General features: G+C 68.8%; 20 protein-coding genes. 13 read left to right on the top strand and 7 right to left on the bottom strand.

Annotated elements, in window-relative coordinates; genetic code table 11:
* The first annotated feature begins 17 nt into the window (after positions 1 to 17).
* The 5 genes from ACMUOO_RS01260 to ACMUOO_RS01240 all read left to right on the top strand — a co-directional run bounded on the left by ACMUOO_RS01260 (position 18) and on the right by ACMUOO_RS01240 (position 4311).
* Positions 18 to 1004, top strand: a complete 987-nt coding sequence (locus ACMUOO_RS01260; RefSeq protein ID WP_301919404.1) for a type I glyceraldehyde-3-phosphate dehydrogenase — start codon at positions 18 to 20, stop codon at positions 1002 to 1004.
* 66 nt (positions 1005 to 1070) lie between these two features.
* Positions 1071 to 1970, top strand: a complete 900-nt coding sequence (locus ACMUOO_RS01255) for a LysR family transcriptional regulator (protein WP_301919405.1) — start codon at positions 1071 to 1073, stop codon at positions 1968 to 1970.
* Positions 1971 to 2089: 119 nt separating this feature from the next.
* Complete coding sequence (locus tag ACMUOO_RS01250; RefSeq protein ID WP_301919406.1) at positions 2090 to 2512, top strand: DoxX family protein; 423 nt, start codon at positions 2090 to 2092, stop codon at positions 2510 to 2512.
* A 25-nt stretch (positions 2513 to 2537) separates the two neighbouring features.
* Positions 2538 to 3347, top strand: a complete 810-nt coding sequence (locus tag ACMUOO_RS01245) for a VOC family protein (RefSeq protein ID WP_301919407.1) — start codon at positions 2538 to 2540, stop codon at positions 3345 to 3347.
* Position 3348: 1 nt separating this feature from the next.
* Positions 3349 to 4311 (top strand): glutathione S-transferase family protein, encoded by a 963-nt coding sequence (locus ACMUOO_RS01240; RefSeq protein ID WP_301919408.1) that lies wholly within the window; start codon positions 3349 to 3351, stop codon positions 4309 to 4311.
* On the opposite strand, the gene ACMUOO_RS01235 is transcribed toward ACMUOO_RS01240, so the two are convergent.
* The 6 genes from ACMUOO_RS01235 to puuE form a co-directional block, all read right to left on the bottom strand.
* The gene (locus ACMUOO_RS01235; RefSeq protein WP_301919409.1) at positions 4300 to 5613 is read right to left on the bottom strand and encodes an aspartate aminotransferase family protein; all 1314 of its coding nucleotides are present in this window, start codon (positions 5611 to 5613) and stop codon (positions 4300 to 4302) included. The genes ACMUOO_RS01240 and ACMUOO_RS01235 overlap by 12 nt on opposite strands.
* The gene (locus tag ACMUOO_RS01230; protein ID WP_413854747.1) at positions 5610 to 6659 is read right to left on the bottom strand and encodes a phosphotransferase; all 1050 of its coding nucleotides are present in this window, start codon (positions 6657 to 6659) and stop codon (positions 5610 to 5612) included. The genes ACMUOO_RS01235 and ACMUOO_RS01230 overlap by 4 nt, the downstream gene beginning before the upstream one ends.
* Before the next feature lie 72 nt (positions 6660 to 6731).
* Positions 6732 to 8219, bottom strand: coding sequence for a nucleobase:cation symporter-2 family protein (locus tag ACMUOO_RS01225; protein ID WP_301919411.1), 1488 nt, complete (start codon positions 8217 to 8219; stop codon positions 6732 to 6734).
* Between the two features lie 82 nt (positions 8220 to 8301).
* Positions 8302 to 8799 (bottom strand): ureidoglycolate lyase, encoded by a 498-nt coding sequence (locus tag ACMUOO_RS01220; protein ID WP_301919412.1) that lies wholly within the window; start codon positions 8797 to 8799, stop codon positions 8302 to 8304.
* Between the two features lie 76 nt (positions 8800 to 8875).
* Complete coding sequence (locus ACMUOO_RS01215) at positions 8876 to 9712, bottom strand: bifunctional allantoicase/(S)-ureidoglycine aminohydrolase (RefSeq protein WP_301919413.1); 837 nt, start codon at positions 9710 to 9712, stop codon at positions 8876 to 8878.
* Positions 9709 to 11124: an allantoinase PuuE gene (gene puuE / locus ACMUOO_RS01210; protein ID WP_301919414.1), complete on the bottom strand. Its 1416-nt coding sequence runs from the start codon at positions 11122 to 11124 to the stop codon at positions 9709 to 9711. The genes ACMUOO_RS01215 and puuE overlap by 4 nt, the downstream gene beginning before the upstream one ends.
* A 144-nt stretch (positions 11125 to 11268) precedes the next feature.
* Here puuE and uraH point away from each other — a divergent pair, with 144 nt between their 5' ends.
* Positions 11269 to 11625: a hydroxyisourate hydrolase gene (gene uraH, locus ACMUOO_RS01205; protein WP_301919415.1), complete on the top strand. Its 357-nt coding sequence runs from the start codon at positions 11269 to 11271 to the stop codon at positions 11623 to 11625.
* 6 nt (positions 11626 to 11631) lie between these two features.
* On the opposite strand, the gene ACMUOO_RS01200 is transcribed toward uraH, so the two are convergent.
* Entirely contained in the window at positions 11632 to 12006 is a 375-nt protein-coding gene (locus ACMUOO_RS01200; RefSeq protein WP_301919416.1) for a hypothetical protein, read from the bottom strand.
* A gap of 211 nt (positions 12007 to 12217) precedes the next feature.
* Here ACMUOO_RS01200 and deoC point away from each other — a divergent pair, with 211 nt between their 5' ends.
* The 7 genes from deoC (at position 12218) to ACMUOO_RS01165 (ending at position 20923) form a co-directional block, all read left to right on the top strand.
* The gene (gene deoC, locus ACMUOO_RS01195) at positions 12218 to 13192 is read left to right on the top strand and encodes a deoxyribose-phosphate aldolase (RefSeq protein WP_301919417.1); all 975 of its coding nucleotides are present in this window, start codon (positions 12218 to 12220) and stop codon (positions 13190 to 13192) included.
* 7 nt (positions 13193 to 13199) lie between these two features.
* The gene (locus tag ACMUOO_RS01190) at positions 13200 to 15557 is read left to right on the top strand and encodes an aldehyde dehydrogenase family protein (RefSeq protein WP_301919418.1); all 2358 of its coding nucleotides are present in this window, start codon (positions 13200 to 13202) and stop codon (positions 15555 to 15557) included.
* The gene (locus ACMUOO_RS01185; protein ID WP_301919419.1) at positions 15554 to 16252 is read left to right on the top strand and encodes a fumarylacetoacetate hydrolase family protein; all 699 of its coding nucleotides are present in this window, start codon (positions 15554 to 15556) and stop codon (positions 16250 to 16252) included. Before ACMUOO_RS01190 ends, ACMUOO_RS01185 begins: the two co-directional genes overlap by 4 nt.
* A gap of 213 nt (positions 16253 to 16465) precedes the next feature.
* Positions 16466 to 17500, top strand: coding sequence for a C1 family peptidase (locus ACMUOO_RS01180; protein ID WP_301919420.1), 1035 nt, complete (start codon positions 16466 to 16468; stop codon positions 17498 to 17500).
* An 82-nt stretch (positions 17501 to 17582) separates the two neighbouring features.
* Positions 17583 to 18164 (top strand): amino acid synthesis family protein, encoded by a 582-nt coding sequence (locus tag ACMUOO_RS01175; protein WP_413854741.1) that lies wholly within the window; start codon positions 17583 to 17585, stop codon positions 18162 to 18164.
* Positions 18164 to 19522 (top strand): hypothetical protein, encoded by a 1359-nt coding sequence (locus ACMUOO_RS01170; RefSeq protein WP_301919422.1) that lies wholly within the window; start codon positions 18164 to 18166, stop codon positions 19520 to 19522. Before ACMUOO_RS01175 ends, ACMUOO_RS01170 begins: the two co-directional genes overlap by 1 nt.
* 105 nt (positions 19523 to 19627) lie before the next feature.
* Positions 19628 to 20923: an ABC transporter substrate-binding protein gene (locus ACMUOO_RS01165; protein WP_413854738.1), complete on the top strand. Its 1296-nt coding sequence runs from the start codon at positions 19628 to 19630 to the stop codon at positions 20921 to 20923.
* Positions 20924 to 20946: the final 23 nt, after the last annotated feature.

Here is a 20946-nt window from a genome sequence, read left to right as displayed (position 1 = left end):
ACAAGAAGGGGCTGCCCATGACGATCCGCGTCGCGCTCAACGGCTTCGGCCGCATCGGCCGCTCGGTGCTGCGCGCCGCCCTTTCGGGGTCGTCCGGCGACGGGCTGCAGATCGTCGCAGTGAACGACATCGCGCGGCCCGAATTGGCCGCCTATCTCTTCGAATACGATTCCACCTTTGGCCCCTGGAAAGGCGAGGTGCGGCTGGAGCCGGATACGCTCGTCGTGGACGGGCGCCGCATCCGGCTGACGGGTGCGCGCGACCTCGGCACGCTCGACCTGTCCGATATCGACGTGGTGATGGAATGCACCGGGCTCGGCGGAGAACGGTCCTTCGCCGAGGCGGGCCTCCGGGGGGGCGCGCGGCGGGTGCTCGTCTCCGGCCCCTCCGCCACGGCCGACTTCACGCTCGTCATCGGCGCAAACGACGAAAAGCTTTCGCCCGGCCATCGCATCGTGTCCAACGCCTCCTGCACCACGAACGCGCTTGCGCCGCTTGTCCGGCTGATCGAGCGAGAATGGGGCGTGGAAACCGGGTGGATGACAACGATCCATTGCTATACCGGCAGCCAGCCCACGGTGGACGCGCCGGGGGCCGACTATGCCCGCAGCCGCGCGGCGGCGCTTTCGATGGTGCCGACCACGACCTCGGCGCAACGCCTGCTGGACGTCGTGCTGCCGGAGATCTCGGGCCGGATCGAGGGCGCGGCGGTGCGCGTGCCGGTGGCCTCCGTCTCGGCCGTGGACCTGTCGGTGATGACCCGTGCGCGGCCCGGACGCGAGGCGGTCATTGCGCGGCTCGCCGCGACGGGCGGCGTAATCGGCTGGACCGACCGGCCGCTCGTGTCATCGGATCTGCGTGCGCGGCCCGAAAGCATCGTCATGGCCTTGCCGGAGACCCATGTGACAAAGGGCGGACTGCTCCGCGTCTTCGGCTGGTATGACAACGAATGGGGCTTCTCCAACCGCATGCTCGATGCGGCGCGGCTGATGGCGCGCCGCTGACACCCCTGCCGCCTTGGCGGGAATTGCGCCAAACTCGAACCGACTTTCGCCGAATCGGACGCAATCATGGATCGCCTCGCCTCGGACCGGATGTTCATCGCGGTGATGGAGACCGGCAGCTTCACGGCCGCCGCGCGCCGCTTCGGTACCACGTCGGGGCAGGCCTCCAAGGTCGTCGCGCGGCTGGAGGCGGAACTGGGGGTGCGGCTTCTGAACCGGACCACGCGCGCCGTCTCGGCGACCGAGGTCGGACAAGCCTATTACGAGCAGCTCCGCGGCCTCGTCGAGGAATTCGATGCACTGGACCAGAGTGTCCGCGACGCCTCCGCAAGCCCCCGCGGGCGGGTGCGGCTGACCGCGCCCCTGACCTTCGGCACGACCGAACTCGTCCCCGCGCTCAATGACTTCGCCGCCGCCTATCCGGACATCTCGCTGGACGTTTCCTTTTCCGACCGGGTCGTGAACCTTGTGGACGAAGGCTTCGACGCAGCAATCCGGGTCGGCAGGCCTTCCGACACAACCCTCGTCGCGCGCCGGCTCTGCGAGATCCGCGTGGTGCTGGTCGGGGCGGATGCCTATCTCGCCCGAAAGGGCGTGCCGGAGAGTCCCCTCGACCTTGCCCGGCACGAATGCGTCATCGACACGAACTACCGCGATCCCGGCCACTGGCGTTTTCTTGTCGGCGGAGCGATCACCTCCGTCCCGGTGCGCGGCCGGCTCCACTACTCGAACGCCGAGGCCTGCCTTCAGGCCGCTGCGGCCGGGCTTGGTCTGGCCTATGTCCCCGACTTTGTCGCCGCCGAGGCTTTGCGCGGCGGCCGGGTCCGCGCCCTCCTGGCGGACTTCGTGGACGAACCTTTCGGCGCGTTCGCGCTCTATCCGCCGGGGCGCCACCTCGCCGCCAAGGTGCGGGTGCTGATCGACCATCTCGTGATTCATTTCCGCGGACGCGATTGGGGCGTTTGACCCGAATTGCTTCCTTATGGGATGCAATGATCTTCCCGAATTCCGGATTATAATTTCTATCGGATGAGATCATCTTTCCCGCATCGCCCGACCCGGGCCAACCCTCGAAAGGACAGATGATGACCACCTACGATGCCACCGCCCCGCTCGCCCGGCCGACCAATGCCGACTATGCCGCGTTGATCCTGCGCCTCTCGACAGGCGTCTACTTCGTCCTTCACGCCTGGCTGAAGATCGCGGTCTTCACCCCCGCGGGCACCGCCGGCTATTTCTCCTCGATCGGCCTTCCGGGCTTTCTCGGCTATCTGACCATCGCCCTCGAACTCATTGGCGGCCTCGCGCTCATCGCCGGCTTCTACACCCGCGCGATCTCGCTCGCGATGGTGCCGGTGCTTCTCGGAGCGGCCTGGTTCGGGCATGGCGCCAACGGCTTCTTCTTCTCCAACCCGAACGGCGGCTGGGAATATCCGGTGCTCTGGGCCATCGTGATGGCGGCACTCGCCCTTCTCGGCAACGGCGCCCACGCCCTTTCGCGCCGCTGACCCGGCTCAGAGGAAAGCAACGACCATGTCCACCGCCTCCGCCCCCGTCGAGATCGGCCGCGTTGCGCTGACCGTGCGTGACATCGACCGCGTCGCCGCCTTCTACGAGACCGCGATCGGGCTGACCCCCATCGCCTCCGAGGGTGGGGTCCGCACCCTCGGCGCGGGCGGGCGGGTTCTACTGGAACTCCGCGCCGACCGCGCCGCCAAGGCCGCGGATCCCCGTGAGGCGGGGCTCTTCCACACCGCCTTCCTCCTGCCCTCGCGGGCCGACCTCGGCGCCTGGCTCCTCCACGCCTCCGGGGCCGGCCTGCCGCTTCAGGGCGCCTCGGACCATCTGGTGAGCGAGGCGATCTACCTCGCCGACCCCGAGGGCAACGGCATCGAGGTCTATCGCGACCGCGCGCGGGACGAATGGCCGCGGCGCGACGGCCGGATCAGGATGGCGACCGACCCGCTCGACCTGCGGCTCCTCGCTGCCGATGCCGCGCGTCCCTGGACGGGCGCGCCCGACGGCACCGTGGTCGGGCACGTCCACCTTCAGGTGGGCGATGTGCCGGCGGCCGAGGCGTTCTACGCCGGCACGCTCGGCTTCGACATCGTGACCCACTACCCCGGCGCCGCCTTCCTGAGCACCGGCGGATACCACCACCACCTTGCCGCCAACGTCTGGAACAGCCGCGGAGCCGGCAGGCGCAGCCCGGACGCGGCCGGTCTCGCCGAGGTCAACCTTCTTGCCGACGCCGCGAACCACGACCGGCTCTCGGGCGTCCTGGCGACGCGGGGGACGGACCCCTGGGGCACCCCGATCACCGTGTCACGGAAAGACACCTGAGATGCTCGTACGCGGGAAATGGACCGAGAAATGGCAGCCGGTGCAGGCGAAGGACGAGAAAGGCGGCTTCGTCCGCCAGACCTCGTCCTTCCGCAACTGGGTCACAGCCGATGGCACCGCCGGGCCGACCGGCACGGGTGGCTTTCCGGCCGAGGCCGGGCGCTACCGGCTCTATGTCGCGCTGATCTGCCCCTGGGCCTCGCGCACGCTGATCGCGCGGGCGCTGATGGGGCTTGAGGGCGCCGTCCCGGTGACGGTGGTGGAACCTGCGCTTTCCGACCAGGGCTGGCGCTTCGGCGCCGAGGCCGATCCGGAGCGGGCGGCCAGCTACCTGCACGAACTCTATTCGGTCGCCGATCCGGACTTCACCGGACGCGCCACCGTACCGGTCCTATGGGACACCCGGACGGGCGTGATCGTGAACAACGAATCCGCCGACATCCTGCGGATGATGAGCCTCGGCTTCGGAGGGCTGGCCACCAAGGGCGCGGACCTTTACCCCGCGTCGCTCCGCCCCGCGATCGACGCGTTGTCGGACTGGATCTACCCCAGGCTCAACAACGGCGTCTACCGGGCCGGTTTCGCCACCACGCAAGTCGCCTATGACGAGGCCGTTGCGGGCGTCTTCGCCACCCTCGACACGCTCGAGGAACGGCTTTCGGACGGCCGGGCCTTCCTCTTCGGACCGGGGCTGACCGAAACGGACATCCGGCTCTTCGTGACGCTGGTGCGCTTCGACGCGGCCTACCACGGGCTCTTCAAGTGCAACATCCGCCGGCTTGCGGACTATCCCCGGCTTGTCGCCTATCTCGAACGGGTGCTCGACCTGCCGGGCGTGGGGGCGACGGTGAACCTCGGCCACATCAAGCGCGGCTACTACTCGATCCGCACTCTGAACCCGACCGGGATCGTCCCTGCCGGGCCGCACCTGCCCTGGGCCGCCCGGACCGCGTCAGAGGCCTGAAAGGACGCCGGCCATCCGGTCAAGGAAGATGTCGGCGTGCGCGCGGGTGAAGACCAGAGGCGGACGGATCTTCAGGACGTTGCCGGCCTTCGCGGTGGCCGAGATCAGGACCTTCGCCGCGCGGAGCCCGTTTACCACCCGCGCGGCGAGCGCCGCATCGGCCGCGCCGTCGCGGACGATGTCGGCACCGATGAAGAGCCCCGCGCCGCGCACCGCCCCGAGGCAGTCGTGACGGGAGGCAAGGTCGCAAAGGCCGCCGGCCAGATAGGCGCCCGTGTCGCGGGCATTGCCCAGCAGTCCCTCGTCCTCGATCACGTCGAGAACCGCCGAGGCCGTCGCCGCCGCCACAGCATTGCCGCCGAAAGTGTTGAAATACCGCGCCTTCGCCCCGAACGCCGCGACCACCTCGGGCCGGACCACCAGCCCCGCCACGGGATAGCCGTTGCCCATCGGCTTGCCGAGCGAGACCATGTCGGGGACGACGCCGTGGCCAAGAAACCCCCACATCGCGGCACCGGTGCGGCCGAACCCCGGCTGCACCTCGTCGGCGATGAAGATGCCGCCGGCGGCACGGATCGCGGCAACCGCGGGGGCAAGAAAGCCGTTCGGGTCGGCAAAGACCCCGTCAGAGGAGAAGATCGTATCGACGAGGAGCGCGCAGGGCCTGATGCCGTGGCGCAAAAGATCGTCGATGGCCCCCTGCACGGCGGCGGCGAAGCCGCCCGCGACGTCGTCGCCGTAGCGCGCCGCGTCGGGGGCGGGCACGGTGCGGACATGGGGCCCGAGCGGCACGCCCGCGCCGAGCGAGGGCGAGCATTCGGCGACGGCGGCGGTGACGCCGTGATAGGCGTTTTCCGTCACGATGATGCCGCTGCCGCCGGTATGTTCGCGCGCGATCCTGAGGCCGAGGTCATTCGCCTCGGACCCGGTGCAGGTGAACATCACATGCGACAGTTCGGCCGGAAAGGTCGCCAGCAGCCGCTCGGCATAGGCAAGGATGCCCTCGTGCAGGTAGCGCGTGTGGCTCGCGAAGGTGGCCGCCTGCCGCGCCATCGCCTCCACCACACGGGGGTGGCAGTGGCCGACACAGGCGACGTTGTTGTAGGTGTCGAGATAGGCGTCGCCGGCCCGGTCGTAGAGCCAGACGCCCTCCCCCCGGACGAGATGCACGGGCGTCTCGTAGAAGAGCCGGTAGGCCGGGCCGAGAGACTTCGCCCGCCGCGCCACCAGCGCCGTGTCGCCGGGCGGCAGCTCCCCCCGGCCCGCGACATAGGCGTTGGGCATCGCGTCCTTCAGGGTCATGGAGCACCTGTGCGGATGAGGGCCGCGAGACGCGCGCGGGCCGCGCCGCGGTCGAGGGCGGAGAGCGCCTCGAACCCGGCGCGCGAGACGGGCAGGTTTCTGAGGAAATAGCCGGCATGTTCCGGTTGGCGCGCGGCGCGCCAGTTCGAGAGCACGATGGTCGTCACCATGCGCATTGCCACGAGGTCGAGGATGAGCCCCTCCTCGCCGGCAAGCAGCGGCAGGACCGAATGCCAGCCCGCGATCACATCGACCAGCGTGGCGAGCGGTTCGGCCGGGTCGGCGTGGTAGGAGGCCGCGACGGCAAGGTCGCAGACGCGGGCGGTGCGCACCATGTCGCCGAAGTCGAGGATCCCGGTGATCCGCGTCGCCCCCGGGTCGGTCAGGAGGTTGTGCGGGTTGAAGTCGGCGTGGACCACCTGCCATGGCAGGCGGGCCAGCGCCGGCGATATCTCCGCGTCGAAGCGGTCGAGCGCGGTCTCGCAGGTCGCGCGCAGGGCGATATCCGGCACGGAGGCAAGAAGCTGTCGCAACCTGCCCGCGTTGCGGATGTCCCAGATGAGTTCGTGTCCCTCGGCCGCATGGCGGAAGCCTTCAAGGGCCTTGGTGAGGTGCGCCGCCATCGCGCCCACGCTGCGCCGGAGTGCGGGCGTCCGCGGCACGAGATGAAGGGGCGTGCCCTCGACCCACGTCAGGATCCTCACGATGCTGCCGGACGGAAGCGCGATCTCCACCCGACCGTCGCGCGCGGCGATGACGCGCGGCACGGGCAGGTCGGGCGCCGTCCGCGCGATATGCGCCAGCGCCTCGGTCTGGAAATTCGTGACCTCTGCCGGCTCGGCGGCATTGGCGATCTTCAGCACGTAGTTCCGGCCCTCCGCCGTGGTCAGGCGGAAATTCTGGTCGCGTTCCGAGGTGAGCGGGGCCAGCGTGCCCGTCAGGCCGAAATGGTCGCGCGCGAGCGCGCCAGCCTCCGCCGCCGTCAGGCGGGGCTGCTCTGCGGTCATGCGCTGGCCGACCGATGAATGCGACACTTGATGCGACACGGGCAGGTCTCCTCGCGCGCGAGGAAGGCAGGAAACCGGCCGGGATTCAAGGCCCCCGGCCGGTCTTTCCGGTCAGTGCTCGATCGCCTCGGCCGCCCGGCGCAGTTCCTCCTCCGTGCCGGTGGCGCCGTTGAAGAAGGCATTCAGGGCGACCGCCGAGATTGTCGCCAGCAGGATGCCGCTGTCGATCAGGGGATGGATCGCATGGGGCATCCAGAGCTTGAAGTCAGGCGCCACGAGCGGGATCATCCCGAAACCGAGCGAGACGGCCACCACGAAGAGGTTGTGGCGGTTGGCTTGGAAATCGACGCCCGCGGAGAGAATCCGGATCCCGGTGGCGGCAACCATGCCGAACATCACGAGCCCTGCCCCGCCCAGGACCGCCGTCGGCAACGCCTCGACGAGCGCGCCCATCTTCGGCACCAGCCCGAGGACGATCAGGATCAGCCCGCCGGCGACGCAGATGAAGCGGCTCTTGATCCCGGTAACGCCGACGAGGCCGACGTTCTGGCTGAATGACGTGTAGGGGAAGGTGTTGAAGATGCCGCCGATGAGCGTGCCGAGACCGTCGGTCCTGAGGCCGGCCGAAAGCCGTTCGGGTGTGACCCTGCTGCCGGTCATGTCGCCGAGGGCAAGGAACATGCCGGTCGATTCGATCATCACCACGATCATCACCAGCACCATGGTCACGATCATGACCGGGTCGAAGATCGGCGCGCCGAAGTGGAAGGGCGTTATCAGCGCGAACCAGCCGGCTGCGCCCACCTTGTCGAAGTGCATCATGCCGAGAGCCGCGGCAAGGACGCCGCCGACGACGATGCCGAGGAGGACCGCGATATTGGCGACGAAGCCGCGGCCGAACCGGGCGATGAGGAGGATCGCCACGAGGACGATGGCCGAGATCAGGATATTTCCCGGTGCTGCATAGGCCGGGTTGGCCACCGAGGGCGCAATCCCCATCCCCGGCGGTACGGCAGGGATCGTTCCCCCGGACGCCGCCGCAAGCTCGCCCACCTGCTTCAGCCAGTCGGCATGTTCGGGGTTGACCGTCTTCGGCGCGGTCGGACCCGCGGGCAGGCCGAAGATCCAGTTGATGCCGATGCGCATCAACGTGACGCCGATCACGAGGATGATCGTGCCGGTGACCACTGGCGGGAAGAAGCGCAGGAGCTTCGACATCAGCGGCGCGATCAGCATCGCGACGATCCCGGCGGCGATGATCGCGCCGAAGATCATCCGCGCGCCTTCCGTGCCCGGGTTCGCGTTGCCGATGGCGATCATCGGCCCCACCGCGGCGAAGGTGACGCCCATCATCACCGGCAGCCGGATGCCGAACCATTGCGTGACGCCGAGCGACTGGATCAGCGTGACGATGCCGCAGACGAAAAGGTCTGCCGAGATCAGGAAGGCGACGTCCTGCGGTTCGAGCTTCAGCACGCGGCCGATGATGAGCGGCACCGCGATCGCGCCCGCATACATGACGAGGACGTGTTGCAGCCCGAGCGTGAAGAGCTTGGGCGTCGGGAGGATTTCGTCCACGGGATGCGTGGTCACACTCATAAGCTTTCCTTTCCCTCGGGGCCGTTATCGTTCCGCCGTCCCGCGCCGCCCCGTGGGTCGCGGTCCGGTCAGTGCCGGCGTTTCAGGCGGCGCCGGTCCGCACGACCCGCCAGGGCGCGTCGTAGCGATACTCCTCGAGGTTTGCTCCTTCGCCGATCCGGTCCACGACGGCGAAGAGGCCGGGCGCGTGGAGCGGCGTCAGGACGCCGTGCCAGGTGCCGCGCAGGAGGTTGATCCCCTGCGACCCGTCGGTGAGGAAGGCCCGCGGTCGGCCGGGCCACCCGCCCTCGTCGCGCGCCACGATGACCAGGAAGGGATGCGCGGCCATCGGCAGGAAGGCCTGGCTCCCCTCAGGGTGCCGTTCGACGAGGGTGAAGTCGTAGGGAAGCGCGCGCGGCACGGCATCGAAGACCGAGAGGCCGGCGCGTCCGGTCCCGAAATCGAGTCGCGCACGGTCGTGATACCGTCCGCAGAGTCCCTCGTTGATGAGCCGGTCCGGCACGCCGCGCGCTTCGAGGACGTCGCCGAAGGCGGCGAAGGCATCCGCCGTCAACGGTTCGGCCGGGATCGTCCTGCTCATGTCGCCCCGCCGAGGCGCGGCCCCCGGAACCCGAAGGTACTTCGGCAACGCAGAAGACGGGGCGCGCAGATCGCGGTCATCGGCCGAAGGCGCCGGGGCCGCGCAGCTTCGCGTGGCGGTTGACGTCCTTGTAGAGGAGGTAGCGGAAAGGGCCGGGGCCCGCGGCATAGCAGGCCTGCGGGCAGTAGGCGCGGAGCCACATGAAGTCGCCCGCCTCGACCTCGACCCAGTCGCGGTTGAGCTTGTAGGCGGCCTTGCCCTCGAGCACGTAGAGCCCGTGTTCCATCACATGCGTCTCTTCGAAGGGGATGAGACCGCCGGGCTGGAAGGTCACGATGTTGACGTGCATGTCATGGGACAGGTCGTCGGGATCGGCAAAGCGCGTCGTGGCCCAGCGGCCGCCGGTCTCGGGCATGGCCACGGGCTTGATGTCGCGGTCGGAGGTGACGAAGGCCTTCGGAGCGGCAAGGCCCGGCGCGTACTCATAGAGCTTGCGGACCCAGTGGAAACGCGCGGGATGGTCGGTGCCGTTGTGGAGCCGCCAGTCGGTGCCGGGCGGGATATAGGCATAGCCGCCGGGGCCGAGGTCGTGCTCCTGCCCGTCGAGCGAGAGCCATATCTCGCCTTCCGTGACGAAGATCACGCCCTCGGCCACCGGGTCCGGCTCGGGCAGGTCGGAGCCGCCGCCAGGCGCGACCTCCATGACGTACTGGCTGAAGGTCTCGGCAAAGCCCGACATCGGCCGCGCGATGAGCCAGAGGCGGGTGTTCTTCCAGCCGGGAAGGCTGCTTGTCACGATGTCGGAGAAGCAGCCCCTGGGGATGAGGCAATAGGCGTCGGTGAAGACGGCGCGGCCGGTCATCAGCGCGGTTTGCGGCGGCAGCCCGCCGGGGGGGGCGTAGTAGGGGCTCATCTGGGAAGCATGTCCTTGAGACGGAGTTCGGCGATGCGTTCGACCTGCGCGCAGGCTTCGGAGAATTCGGTCTCGTTGTCCTGTTCGAGGCGGCGGCGGAAGGCCGCAAGGATCGCCGCCTTCGCGTTGTCGCGTACCGCGATGATGAAGGGGAAACCGTGGCGCGCAGTATAGGCGTTGTTGAGCTCGGAGAACTCGGTGCGCTCGTCGTCCGTGAGCGCATCGAGCCCGGCGGAGGCCTGTTCCGCGGACGAGGCCGCGGTCAGCCGCCGTGCCATGGCAAGCTTGCCCGCAAGGTCCGGATGCGCGGTCAGAACGCCCAGCCGTTCGGCGCGCGTGGCGGAACGGAAGACACGGGCGAGCGCACCGGCCAGCCCGGTCGCCGTGTCATGCGCGGGGCCAAGCTCCAGCGCCCAGGCGCGTTCGGCGACCCAGGGAGAGTGCTCGAAGACGCCGCCGAAGCGGGCGACGAATTCGGCCTTCTCCATGCGGCTCGGGCGGTCGAAGTCGCGTGGCGGATGGGTGGCGGTCCAGTGCCGGGCGATGTCGATGCGCCGGGGAAACCAGACGCCGTCGTGCCCCCGCGCGTAGTCCAGGAAGCGCTCCAGCCCGGCCATCTTGCCGGGCCGCCCGATCAGGCGGCAATGGAGGCCGACCGACATCATCTTGGCCTGCCCCGCCTGCCCTTCCGCGTAGAGCACGTCGAAGGCGTCCTTGAGATACTGGAAGAACTGCTCGCCCGTTATGTAGCCCGGCGCCGTGGCAAAGCGCATGTCGTTGGCGTCGAGCGTGTAGGGAATGACGAGTTGATGGCGGTCGCCAACCTCCAGCCAGTAGGGCAGGTCGTCGTCGTAGGTATCGGAAATCCAGTCGAAGCCCTGCTCGGCCGTGAGCCGCACGGTGTTGACCGAACAGCGCCCGGTATACCATCCGGTCGGGCGCGTCCCCACGACCTCGGTATGAAGGCGGATCGCCTCGGCGATTTGGCGCCGCTCCTCGGCCTCGGCCATGTCGCGGTGTTCGACCCACTTCAGCCCGTGGGAGGCAATCTCCCACCCTGCCGCCTTCATCGCGGCGACCTGTTCGGGCGCGCGGGCCAGAGCGGTGGCGACACCGTAGACCGTGACGGGAATCCCGAGGCCGGTGAAGAGCCGGTGGAGACGCCAGAACCCCGCACGGGCGCCGTAGTCGTAGATCGACTCCATGTTCCAGTGGCGCTGGCCCGGCCAGGGCTGCGCGCCGGCAATGTCCGAGAGGAACGCCTCGGAGGCCGCGTCGCCATGGAGGATCGAGTTCTCGCCCCCCTCCTCGTAGTTCAGCACGAGCGAGACGGCGACCTTCGCGCCGTCCGGCCAGCCTGCATCGGGAGGGGTCGGGCCGTGGCCGGACATGTCGCGGGGATAGCGGTTCATGAGTACCTTCGAAGTTTGCGACTAGGTTAGTCGCGGTGGCGGACGTTGATTATACGCAAAATCCGAAAAGTCCTGACAGAAACTCGCGGGGTCGCCTTTCTCCCGGATAGCGTCGAAGATGCGGGCACCCGGAAAGGAGGCGCCATGTCAGGCTATCTCACCACCCATGTTCTCGATACGGCGCGGGGCCGGCCGGCCGCGGGGATCAGGATCGCGCTCTATCGGCTGGCAGACGGCGCGCGGCGCGCGATTGCCGAGGCGGTCACCAATTCCGACGGGCGCACCGACGCACCGATCCTTCCCGCCGGGGCCTTCGCACCCGGAACCTACGAGCTTGTGTTCTTCGCCGGCGACTACCTCAGGGCGACCGGCCAGGCAGGAGACGGGCCGCTGTTCCTCGACGAGGTGCCGATCCGCTTCGGAATTGCCGACGGCGCGGCGCACTACCACGTGCCGCTCCTGCTGTCGCCCTACGGCTACTCCACCTACCGCGGCAGTTGAGAGGATTCAGAGGTCGCGGAACCAGGGATCGATCTTCCAGTAGCGCGCCATGTCGCCGGCCGTTACGTGCGGCAGTCCCACCGCCGCCATCGCGCAAAGATCGGCACCGACAAGCGCGGCAAGCCGCCAGCCCTGCGCGGCCCCCTCGCGGGACGGGCTGCCCGGGCCGAACATCTGCTCGATCTCGGTCGCCGCGGCGACGATGGCGAGGATCACCTCGCCTGCCGGCGCCTCCGGCCAGCGGGCGACCATCTCGCGCACGAGCGGACGCCAGCCGTCGGGTGCATCGAGCAGATGCTCGATCGCAAACTGCATCCTGTCCAGATCGCCCGGTGTCCCGGTGACCGCCCCCGCCATCGCCCCGGTCTTCGCCCCAGTCATCGCCCCAGTCATCGCCCGGCCACACGTTCGCCGGCGGCCCCCAGCCGCCGTCATCCGGCCCCTTTCCCGCCGGTTTCGGTGCATGTGTCAACTGCGAAACCGGAAACGGCTCCTTTTTTGACCTTCCGGTCAAACCGGCGCGTTGCAGTTGGCCGGGACAAGCGATAGCCTTCCGTGCGATGATCGCGCGGCGGTTCGGACGGGTAAGACGATGACGGTGACCGACGGGCAAGTCCCATCCAACAGCGCGCGCAACCGCGGCGTGGCGTTGCAGACCGACTGGTTCGAGCAGATCGCCGTGAACACCCCCGCCGCCGAGCGGCGCGCGGCTGCGCTGACGACCCGGCGCACCGTGAAGAAGGAATGGCAGGCGGCCTGGCTCGTCAACGCGGTCCGCTGCATGGACCTGACGACGCTCGCGGGCGACGATACCGAGGATCGCGTGCGCCGGCTCTGCGCCAAGGCCGCGCGGCCTCTGGCCGGTCACATCCTGGCCGGGCTCGGCCTGGACCGCCTGACGACCGGGGCGGTCTGCGTTTATCCGACCATGGTTCCGGCGGCGGTGAAGGCGCTGAAGGGCACCGGCATCCCGGTGGCCTCGGTCGCCACGGGGTTTCCCGCTGGCCTGATGCCGCTCGACCTCCGCCTTGCCGAGATCCGCTACGCCGTCGACCAGGGTGCCGACGAGATCGACATCGTCATCACCCGCGCCCATGTGCTCGACGCCAGATGGTCCGCGCTCTACGACGAAGTGGCCGCGATGCGCGAGGCTTGCGGGTCGGCGCACATGAAGGCGATCCTCGCGACAGGCGATCTCAGGACGCTCAGGAACGTCTACAAGGCCTCGGTGGTGGCGATGCAGGCGGGGGCGGATTTCATCAAGACCTCGACCGGGAAGGAAGGCGTGAACGCGACCCTGCCGGTCAGCCTCGTCATGGTGCGGGCCTTGCGCGACTATGGCGAACGCACCGGCTTCCGCATCGGATTCAAGCCGGCGGGCGGCATGAAGACCGCGAAGGATGCCATCGCGTGGCAGATCCTGATGAAGGAGGAACTGAGCACCGACTGGCTGCGCCCCGACCTTTTCAGGCTCGGCGCCTCGTCGATGCTGGCCGATATCGAGCGCCAGCTCGAACATCACCTGACCGGGCGCTACGCCGCATCCTCGCGTCATGCGATTGCCTGAGGGACCCATGCCGACAGTGACCGAAATCCTCGAGACGATGGACTACGGACCTGCCCCCGAGGCCACGGGCGAGGTCATGGCCTGGCTGAAGGCGCGCGGCAGCTTCGGCCACTATATCGACGGCGCCTTCACCCGGCCGGCGAAGACCTTCGCGACGGCGAACCCCGCGACGGGCGCGCCGCTTGCCGAGGTCGCGCACGGGACGGCGGCCGACGTTGCCGCTGCCGTCAAGGCCGCCCGCGCGGCCCTGCCCGGCTGGTCCCGCCTTCCCGGCCACGAACGCGCGAAATGGCTCTACGCGCTCGCCCGCCATGCCCAGAAGCGCGAACGCTTCCTCGCGGTGCTGGAGACGCTCGACAACGGCAAGCCGATCCGCGAAAGCCGCGACATCGACGTGCCGTTGGTCGCGCGCCACTTCTACCATCACGCGGGCTGGGCCGCGATGCTGGAGGCGGAGTTTCCCGGCGCGAGACCTGTGGGCGTCTGCGGCCAGATCATCCCGTGGAACTTCCCGCTCCTCATGCTCGCGTGGAAGATCGCGCCGGCGCTCGCCGCCGGCAACACGGTCGTCCTCAAGCCGGCGGAGCAGACCCCGCTCACCGCGCTCGCCTTCGCCGAGATCTGCGCCGAGGTCGGCCTGCCGAAGGGCGTCGTCAACATCGTGACGGGCGACGGCGCCACGGGCGCCGCGCTGGTCGGCTCGGAGGTCGACAAGATCGCCTTCACCGGCTCGACCGAGGTTGGCCGTGCCATCCGCAAGGCGACGGCCGGGACGGGCAAGAAGCTCACGCTGGAACTGGGCGGCAAGTCGCCTTTCGTGGTCTTCGCCGATGCCGATCTCGATGCCGCCGTCGAGGGCGTGGTGGACGCGATCTGGTTCAACCAGGGCCAGGTCTGCTGCGCCGGATCGCGCATTCTCGTCGCCGAATCCGTCGCGGGGACGTTCCAGCACCGGCTGTCAGCGCGGCTGGCGAAGCTGCGGGTTGGCGACCCCCTCGACAAGTCGACCGACGTCGGCGCCATCGTCGATGCAACGCAGCTCGCCCGCATCCGCGATCTGGTGGCGCAGGGCGAAGCGCAGGGGGCCGTGCTGCATCAGGCACCCGTTGGGCTTCCGTCGCAGGGCTGCTTCTTCGCCCCAGGCTTTCTCACCAACGTCGCTCCCGCCAACATCGTGTCGGAGGTGGAGATCTTCGGCCCCGTCGCCACGCTCACCACGTTCCGCACACCCGACGAGGCGGTGGAATTGGCCAACAACACCCGCTACGGGCTCGCCGCCTCGATCTGGTCCGAAAACATCAACCTCGCGCTCGACGTCGCCTCGAAGGTCAATGCGGGCGTGGTCTGGATCAACTCCACCAACGTCTTCGACGCGGGTGCCGGGTTCGGCGGCTACCGCGAAAGCGGGTTTGGCCGTGAGGGAGGCCGCGAGGGGATGCGAGAGTACCTCACCACTCCGGCCCCGAAGGCTCTGCCCGAGGCGGAGGCGGGGCGGCTCGATGCCGCGCCGCATCCGGGCCCCGCGTCCAGGGGCCCAGCCGCGGTCGACCGCACCGCCAAGCTCTACATCGGCGGCGCGCAGAAGCGTCCCGATTCGGGCTATTCCTACACCGTCATGGCAAAGGGGCGCGAGATCGGGCTGGCCGCGCTCGGCAACCGCAAGGACATCCGCAACGCCGTGGAGGCGGCGCATGCCGCGAAGGGATGGGGCAAGGCCACTGGTCACAACCGGGCGCAGGTGCTCTATTACCTCGCCGAGAACCTCGCCGCGCGCGAGGCGGAGTTCGTGGCGCGGCTGAAGGCGGCCGGCGTGGCGAAACCCGTCGACGAGGTGGCGCTGTCGATCCGCCGTGCCTTCTTCTACGCGGCGCAGGCCGACAAGTTCGACGGCGCGGTGCATTCCACGAAGTCGTCCCATGTCACCCTCGCCATGCCAGAACCCTTCGGCGTCATGGGGATCGCCTGCCCGGACGCAGCACCGCTTCTGGGCTTTCTCAGCCTCGTCCTGCCGGCCATCGCCATGGGCAACCGCGTGGTAGCAATCCCGGCGGCGTCGATGCCGCTGGCCGCGACCGACCTCTACCAGGTCTTCGACACCTCGGACCTTCCGGGCGGCGTCGTGAACATCGTCACCGGTGCGAAGGACGAACTCGCGAAGGTGCTCGCCCAGCACGACGACGTCGCCGCGCTCTGGTACTGTGGCGGACCGCAGGGCCGCACTTCGGCCGAAACCGAAAGCGCGGGCAACCTGAAGGCCACCTGGACCTTCCCGAACCGCGACTGGCGCGGGGGCGATGGTCAGGGCCGCGAATTCCTGCTACGCGCGACGCAGGTGAAGAACATCTGGGTTCCCTACGGCGAATGACCGACATCCTCTTTCCCCCGCCCGCCCCCGTCCTCGTGCCGATGCGCGATGGTTCGGGCTTCTACCCCGTCAGCCGCATCTTCTGCGTGGGACGCAACTATGCCGACCACGCCAGGGAAATGGGGGGGGAGGTCGACCGCGAGGCGCCCTTCTACTTCACCAAGTCGCCCGCGCATCTCACCCTGTCGGGTGCGACCACGCCCTATCCGCCGGGGACGGAGGACTTCCACCACGAAATGGAGTTCGCCTTCGCGATCGGCGCGGAGGGGTTCCGCGTGGCGGCCGCGCGCGCGGTGGACCTCGTCTTCGGCTACGCCGCCGGGCTCGACATGACCCGGCGCGACCTTCAGGGTGCCGCGAAGGACAAGCGTCGGCCCTGGGACACCGGCAAGGACTTCGAGAACGCTGCCGTGATCGGCCCGCTGACGCGCGCGACCGAGTTCGGCGCACCCGGGCCGCAGGCGATCACGCTTCTCCTGAACGGCGAGCCGGTGCAGCGGTCGCACCTGTCCGAAATGGTCTGGTCGGTGCCCGAGATCGTCGCCCATCTCTCGACGCTCTACCACCTTCGGCCGGGCGACCTCATCTACACCGGCACGCCCGCCGGCGTCGGGCCGGTCGCGCCCGGCGACCGGCTCCATGGCGAAATCGACGGCCTCGCGCCGGTCGATCTGACCATCGCCGCCGCCGATTGAGGACGCTCGGCGCCCCGGTATCGCTGCGGGCCGAAACGCGCTATGATGCCCTGAGATTGAATCGATACCCGCGCCCGCAATTCATCGGCGCAACCTTTCCGAAGTGACACTTCGACGCCCGTTCCGCGCGGGTCCGGTCCGCATTTCCCGACGTGACGAGTTGCCGTCCGGTCCGATCCCATTTCAACCCCAATCCGCTTCAGGAGCCAAATCATGGCCGAACATGACTTCTATGAAGGAATGACGATTTCCATGGCCAGCGTCGAGGGCCTGCCCCCCGGCGCCGCCGACCGGCTTGAGAGCCTCGGCCTGCTCGACGCCCAGCAGTTCGTCGATGCCGCCGCCGACCCGGTCACGGCCGAACGGCTGGCCGCGTATCTGGAGGTCACGCCGGGGCAACTGCGCGAGATCGCACTTGCGGCGGCGGCGCGTCTTCCCGTGACCTTCGAGGAGCGGCGCGAAGCGCTCGAGCCCCTTTCGCTCGGGGCCTTTCCGCCCACGGCGGAGGATGAGGAAAGGAACCTCCTGCCGCGATTAGAGGCGCCGCCGATGGCGGCGGCGCTTCCGGCCTCGGTCAACCATGCCGCCGTGCTCGGCCGGCCCCGCAACCAGGGCGCGCGCGGCACCTGCGTCGCCTTCGCGGTGACCGCGATCCACGAGTTCTTCCTCAAGACGAACGGCAACGCGACGGACCTGTCCGAACAGTTCCTCTACGACGAGACCAAGAAGGTCGACGGCTTTCCCCAGACTTGCGGGACCTGGCAGGTGAAGGCGGCGATCGTGCTGAAATCGCTCGGCCAGTGCAAGGAAAGCACCTGGCGCTACAACAGCGCGCTTCCGTGCAACGGCAACGGGACCCAGCCGGGAAACGCCAAGGCGGACGCGGGAGCGCGGAAGCTGAACCTGCGCACGCTCCCCAAGACCAATGTGAACGCGATCAAGGCGGCGCTTGCGGGCGGGGCGGTCGTGGGCTTCTCCGTGCCGGTCTTCGACAGCTGGTACCAGAACCCCACCTCGCGCCGCGCCGGCCGCATCACGCTGCCGGTCCCGAACGAGGCGTCAAGCGGCGGTCATGCCATGTGTCTCATCGGCTACGAGGATCAGGCCAATGTCCCGGGCGGGGGATTCTTCATCCTGCGCAACAGCTGGTTCGGCCAATGGGGCCAGCAGAGCCCCTATGGGTCGGGAAACGGAGTCATTCCCTACGAATACATCAAGCAGCACAACTGGGAAGCGCTGACCTTCTGACCCCGGCGCGACCGGCCAGGCGCGATTGCCCGCCCTCGCGGATTGCGGCAGGATGAACCCGATCCGAAGGGGAGAGCCGAGCGTGCCCGCAATCCGCCTGCGCAAGATGACCGTCGTCGTCGATGAAATCCACCACGACGGCGGGCCGGATTCGGCGGCGCCCCGGCTCAGGGGTGCCGTCCTCGGCATCGTCTCGAACCCCTTCGCGGGACGTTTCGAACCCGACCTCCAGCCGGCGATGGAGGACCTGAAGCCCCTTGCCGTCACCATGTGCGAGCGTCTCATCGCGGCGCTCGGCGGCAAGGACGGGATCGACGGCTACGGCAAGGGTGCCATCGTCGGCGCGGCAGGAGAACTGAAGCACGGCGCGCCCTGGCATGCGCCGGGCGGCTACGGGATGCGCGCGATTCTTGGCGATCCGAAGGCGATCGTGCCCTCGGCGAAGACGTTGGGCGGCATGGGGGACGCGATCGACCTGCCCGTCGCCCACATCAACGCGGCCTATGTCCGCAGCCATTTCGACACGATGACGGTTTCCGTGCCCGACGGACCGAAACCCGACGAGATCGTCTTCGCGCTCGTCATGGCCAGGGGACCGCGGGTGCATTCCCGCATGGGCGGGCTCGAAGCCTGGCAGGCGAAGGGCGAGGACGGGCTGCGCTGATGCGGGGCCTCCGGGTCGCTCTCCTCGTCGTTCCGGGCGCGGCCCATGCCCATGCCTCCGAACGCGCAGTCCTGCTGACCCTGCCGACGGGCTGGTACCTCATCGGCGCGGCTCTCGTCGTGGCGCTGACGGCAGCGTTGGCGCTCCTCGCCGGCAAGCTCCCGGCATTCGCCGCGCACCGGCTTTTAGACCGCCGCGTGTTCCTGCCGCGCGGGGTGACAAGCTGGATTTGCGCCGCGCTTTTCTGGGGGCTGGTCGCCGTTGGCATCTGGGGCACGCGCGACCCTCTGGAAAACCTCCTGCCGTTGACCGTCTGGACGGTGATCTGGGTGGGGCTGACGCTCGCCTCCGTCCTCCTCGGCAACCTGTGGCGCGATCTGGAGCCCTGGTCGGGTCCGGTGCGGACCATCCGCCGCCTCATCGGCTGGCGGGGGGCCGTCGGTCTCTCGCGCCTCGGCCACCTGCCCGCCACCTTCGGCTACCTCGCCTTCGCCTGGTTCGAGATCGTCTCGCTGTCCCCCGCCGATCCCCTTGTCCTTGCCCGCGCGGCCGCAGCCTACTACGTCCTCATTCTCGCGCTCGGCGTGGCCGAGGGCGAGGACTGGCTGCCGCGGGGCGAATTCCTGACCGCCTATTTCGCGGTCGTGGCGAGGATCGCCCCCTTCTGGGCGGACTATGCGCCGGGCCGCGTGACCGTCATGGCCGGCTGGCCGGGTGCGCAGGTGCTGCGGATGGCCCCGCCCGGTCCTTCGGCGATTGCCTTCGTCACCCTCGTCCTCGCCTCGGTCAGCTTCGACGGGCTGCACGAGACCTTCTGGTGGCTCGTGCGCCTCGGCGTCAACCCTCTGGAGTTTCCCGGCCGCTCGGCCGTCTACGGCGCCAACTCCCTGGCGCTCGTCCTTTTCTGGGGCCTTTCGGCCGCGCTGATCCTCGGGGCGATCCGGCTCGGCCTGCCGAGCGGAGCATTTCGCCGGGCCGTGGGACCGATGATGCTCTCCTTCGTGCCGATTGCAGCCGGCTATCATGTCGCGCACTACCTCGTCGCGCTCCTGACCGACGGCCAGTATGCCATTGCCGCGCTCAACGATCCTTTCGGTGCTGGCCGGTCGCTCCTCGGCCTTCCGGATCACTGGGTCTCCTTCGGTTTTCTCGCCACGCAGTCGGGCGTTCTCGCCGTCTGGACCGCCCAGTTCACGGCAATCGTCGTCGCGCATGTGCTTGCGGTGCTGCTCAGCCTGCGCCTGTCGGGGAATGACGACCACGCCGCCCGTGTTCGCACGCATGTTCCGATGACGCTCCTGATGATCGCCTACACGGTCTTCGGGCTCTGGCTTCTCTCCGCGCCGACCGGCGCATGAGAAAGCAATTGCAATGCGCCCCGACTCGTTGTTCCGTGACCTTGGGCCAATGCCCCCAGAACGCGGATGGCCAGAAAAACCGCGCCGGTTCAACAGCGGAGACGTTTGATGACCAACAAGCTGATCACCCCCACTTCCTCGCGCCGGACGCTCCTGAAGGGGATGGCGGCCGGCGGTGCGCTGCTGGCGACGGGCCTTGGCGCCCGTTTCGCGCAGGCGCAGTCCTCGGCGCCGATCAAGCTCGGCTTCCAGCTGCACCGCACCGGCATCGGCGCCTCCTACGGCCGCTGGTACGAACGCACCGCGACGGCGGCCCTGAAGGTCCTGAACGACGCCGGCGGCATCAACGGGCGGCCGGTGGAGATCGTTTTCGAGGATGACGGCACCGACCCGAAACGCGGCGCCGAGGTCGTCGAGAAACTGACGAGCCAGGCCGGCTGCGACCTGATCTTCGGCACGCTCTTCTCCCACGTCGTCATGGGTTCCGCCCCGCGCGCGGGGGAACTGAAGGTGCCCTATCTCGTCTGCTCCGAAGGCCACCACGTCGCCTCGGGGGCGCTCAACCGCTGGACGCTCCAGCCCGGCATCACCGATGTGAAGAGCCAGGTCCAGTCGATGGCGCCCTGGGTCACGCAGAACCTCGGCAAGAAGGTCACGATGGTATTCCCAGACTACGCCTTCGGCCATGACCACCGCGACTTCTTCACCGCCGCCGTCGCCGCGCAAGGCGGAGAGGTCATCGCGCAGATCGCCATTCCGCCGACCGAGACCTCCTTCACCCGTTACTTCCCGCAGATCCCGGCCGAAACCGAAGTGCTCTACCACGTCATGGTCGGCCCGGCCGTCCTGACCTTCGTGAAGGAGCTCGGTGAGTTCTACGGCACAGGCGCACGGCCGCAGATCTTCGGCTTCATCGACTCGCTCGAAGCCGTGAACATCGCCTCGCCCGGCCTCGAGTTCCTCGAAGGCACGCATTTCTGGGAAGGGCACCCCCGCTACAAGCAGGCGGACGCGTCCGCGGCCGAGACCGCCTACCGCGCCGCCGTGGGCGTCGACGACACCGGCGCCTCGGTCACCGACCCCAACGACATCGCGACCTATGCCCACATGTTCTCGGTCTGGGAGACGCTCTTCGTCATCAAGGACGCGATGACGGCCGCCGGCTACGAGGGCCCCGCCGACCGGCAGAAGGTGGTCGAGGCGATGGAGGCGATGACCGACTTCGCCGAAGGTCCCGAGCATCCGCAGGGACCCAAGGTCTTCAACGGCAAGACCCACCAGGGCTTCGGGCTCCAGTCGATCTCGAAGGTGGAGGGCGGCAAGCTGATCCGCGTCCACCAGACCGCGATGGAGGACGGTTTCTACCCCGACGAGGTCGACTACACGACGATGGCCTTCTGATCGCGAGCGGGCGGGGGCGACCC

Origin of the sequence: Albidovulum sp., assembly GCF_041919395.1 — a bacterium.
GTDB lineage: Bacteria > Pseudomonadota > Alphaproteobacteria > Rhodobacterales > Rhodobacteraceae > Albidovulum.
Note: the sequence above shows the minus strand (reverse complement) of the source record. Positions and strands in the feature narration are given on the sequence as shown.

Bases quoted from the DNA above. Each gene is read 5' to 3' on its own strand.
- ACMUOO_RS01260 (WP_301919404.1), top strand. From the start codon at position 18: ATGACGATCCGCGTCGCGCTCAACGGCTTCGGCCGCATCGGCCGCTCG.
- ACMUOO_RS01255 (WP_301919405.1), top strand. From the start codon at position 1,071: ATGGATCGCCTCGCCTCGGACCGGATGTTCATCGCGGTGATGGAGACC.
- ACMUOO_RS01250 (WP_301919406.1), top strand. From the start codon at position 2,090: ATGACCACCTACGATGCCACCGCCCCGCTCGCCCGGCCGACCAATGCC.
- ACMUOO_RS01245 (WP_301919407.1), top strand. From the start codon at position 2,538: ATGTCCACCGCCTCCGCCCCCGTCGAGATCGGCCGCGTTGCGCTGACC.
- ACMUOO_RS01240 (WP_301919408.1), top strand. From the start codon at position 3,349: ATGCTCGTACGCGGGAAATGGACCGAGAAATGGCAGCCGGTGCAGGCG.
- ACMUOO_RS01235 (WP_301919409.1), bottom strand. From the start codon at position 5,613: ATGACCCTGAAGGACGCGATGCCCAACGCCTATGTCGCGGGCCGGGGG.
- ACMUOO_RS01225 (WP_301919411.1), bottom strand. From the start codon at position 8,219: ATGAGTGTGACCACGCATCCCGTGGACGAAATCCTCCCGACGCCCAAG.
- ACMUOO_RS01220 (WP_301919412.1), bottom strand. From the start codon at position 8,799: ATGAGCAGGACGATCCCGGCCGAACCGTTGACGGCGGATGCCTTCGCC.
- ACMUOO_RS01215 (WP_301919413.1), bottom strand. From the start codon at position 9,712: ATGAGCCCCTACTACGCCCCCCCCGGCGGGCTGCCGCCGCAAACCGCG.
- puuE (WP_301919414.1), bottom strand. From the start codon at position 11,124: ATGAACCGCTATCCCCGCGACATGTCCGGCCACGGCCCGACCCCTCCC.
- uraH (WP_301919415.1), top strand. From the start codon at position 11,269: ATGTCAGGCTATCTCACCACCCATGTTCTCGATACGGCGCGGGGCCGG.
- ACMUOO_RS01200 (WP_301919416.1), bottom strand. From the start codon at position 12,006: ATGACTGGGGCGAAGACCGGGGCGATGGCGGGGGCGGTCACCGGGACA.
- deoC (WP_301919417.1), top strand. From the start codon at position 12,218: ATGACGGTGACCGACGGGCAAGTCCCATCCAACAGCGCGCGCAACCGC.
- ACMUOO_RS01190 (WP_301919418.1), top strand. From the start codon at position 13,200: ATGCCGACAGTGACCGAAATCCTCGAGACGATGGACTACGGACCTGCC.
- ACMUOO_RS01185 (WP_301919419.1), top strand. From the start codon at position 15,554: ATGACCGACATCCTCTTTCCCCCGCCCGCCCCCGTCCTCGTGCCGATG.
- ACMUOO_RS01180 (WP_301919420.1), top strand. From the start codon at position 16,466: ATGGCCGAACATGACTTCTATGAAGGAATGACGATTTCCATGGCCAGC.
- ACMUOO_RS01170 (WP_301919422.1), top strand. From the start codon at position 18,164: ATGCGGGGCCTCCGGGTCGCTCTCCTCGTCGTTCCGGGCGCGGCCCAT.